Annotated in this window: 2 protein-coding genes; both read left to right on the top strand. The window is 60.3% G+C overall.

Annotated elements, in window-relative coordinates:
* A partial coding sequence (locus AC08OU_RS23090; protein WP_476605787.1) for a DUF8175 domain-containg protein occupies nucleotides 1-918 on the top strand: 918 nt, incomplete at its 5' end.
* Nucleotides 915-2,035 (top strand): TrbL/VirB6 family protein (locus AC08OU_RS23085; protein WP_476605786.1); only part of this gene is annotated, 1,121 nt, incomplete at its 3' end. The genes AC08OU_RS23090 and AC08OU_RS23085, both read left to right, overlap by 4 nt.

The following is a 2,035-nucleotide window of genomic DNA, read 5'->3' as shown; positions in this document are numbered from 1 at the left end:
GCTCTCGATCACGTATTTGTTACTTCATTACGTCCCCTAAGCCTTATGGAGTGGGCGGCCAGACGTCTGATCATCATCATCGTGACCACTGGCACGGTGAGTGTGATCGGCGGATTGGTCATCGGCCGTTACGTGGTTCCAGACAATGGTTCGAATGGCTCGGATACCGCGTCCGTCGCGCCGCAGACTTCTCCGAGCGATACCCCGCCCGGAGTGACGCCGACGCTGGTCCCCTCGCCGAAGCCGTCTAGCCAACCGGCCGACACCGCCACCCCCACCTCAGTCCCCGGTGTCCCCACCCGGATCAACGAGTTCGGTATCCCGGTCGGCTACCCCCGCACCGAAGCCGGCGCCGTCAGCGCCTGCGCCAACTACGTTTCTGCGTACGTAAAAGCTACCAATCGCGAGCCCACGCGCCTCAAGCAAATTTTTAGATTAATAGCAGATCCCTCGACTGCCAATCGACTTAGCCAACTTCTTATTGATGTCAATAATCAGACGGCAAAAAATTTTGGAGTTTCATCTGTAAACTCCCCCGACTTTCAATTGATTTATCGAACCCTCGGATATAAAGTTGAAAAATTTAATCCCAACGAGACAAAAGTATATATCTGGTCCAATGCAAGTGCCGGAATAATTGGTGGATCGCCGAACTACAAGCCTCGAAACTTCTGGGGAACCGACCTCTGTACGGTGAGCTGGAGTGGCACAGATTGGAAACTTTCTGACGCCACCGATGGCCCGGATGGGAGTCGAAATGAAATAACTTGCGCGTTTCGAACCCTCCACAGGTCTGTGACCTGCGATGATGCTCTCGATCACGTATTTGTTACTTCATTACGTCCCCATGGTCCTGATCCCGTTGAGCAGCGGTCCGAGGAATTTCGGAGTTTTCTTCTGATCGGAGCGGTCGCATGACGTCCGGCGGTACAGGCGAAGGCAGTATTATCCTGGCCTTCAACCCCAATCCACTCGATGCAATCAAGGGTGCGATATCGGGGAGTGCGGATGCGTACTTCAACTCGATGGGCAAGGCCTTCTGCGGCATGGCGGCTGACCTGTCCAGCTCCGTATTCAGCTTCGCGGCGCAGAAGACGACCATCGACCTGAACGCCGACTACGTCGTCCAGAACTACAACATCGCGTTCGGGGTGGCGGTACTGATCGTCACCGGCCTGTTCATCTGCGCCTGCATCATGGGCGCCGTACGCGGTGATCCTCACATCTTCGCACGCGCGCTAGCCTCCACCGGCACCGCGATCCTCGGCTCATTCGTCGCACTCACCCTGCTGCAGATGGTGCTCACTGCCTCGGACGGGATCGCCGACGCCTTCGGTGACGGGAAGCCACTCGGCTCGGCCCTGGTAGCCCAACTGCGGGCTCTACCGGAGCAGGGGAACTTCGCACTCGACATCGTCCTGTCGCTGCTGGTGGCGTTGTTCTCGTTTGCGCTCTTCGTGGTGCTGTACATCCGCAAGGTTGCGATCATCGTGATGGCGGTGTTCATCCCGGTGTATCTGGCCGGGCAGCCGACGATGTCCACGAGCGCCTGGATCAAGCGGGCGACCGAGATCCTCTTGGCGCTGATTTTCGCGAAGCCGGTTATTTACGCGATTTTCACGCTCGGTGCCGGTGTGGCAAGCGACTCGAGCGGCTCCACAGTCGATCAGACACTGACGATCCTCGGCGGGGCCGTGGTGATGATTGCGGCGGTGTTCGCCCCCTTCGTCCTGCTGCACCTGATGGGATTCGCCGACATCCACCTGATGCGCGCCGTCGGTTCAGCAGGTCGGCGCAGTGCGGCGTCGTTCGGCCAAGGGGCGGGTGCGTTGCTGGGATCGACGTCGCGGGAGACTTTCCGCGGAATCGGTGCACGGCTGCAGACCCGCAATCGCGGCATGCTCGGCGGCGCCGGTGGCGTCGGCAGCTTTGGCGCCGAGCCCGCGCTGCCCCGGCCGGCCGCGCTACGGACCGGTCGTGGCAGCGGCCTCGGCGCTCCGGCGGGCACGTCCTCCCGGACGGGTGCCGCCACGGC

Source organism: Frankia sp. CcMO1 (assembly GCF_977945845.1).
Note: the sequence above shows the minus strand (reverse complement) of the source record. Positions and strands in the feature narration are given on the sequence as shown.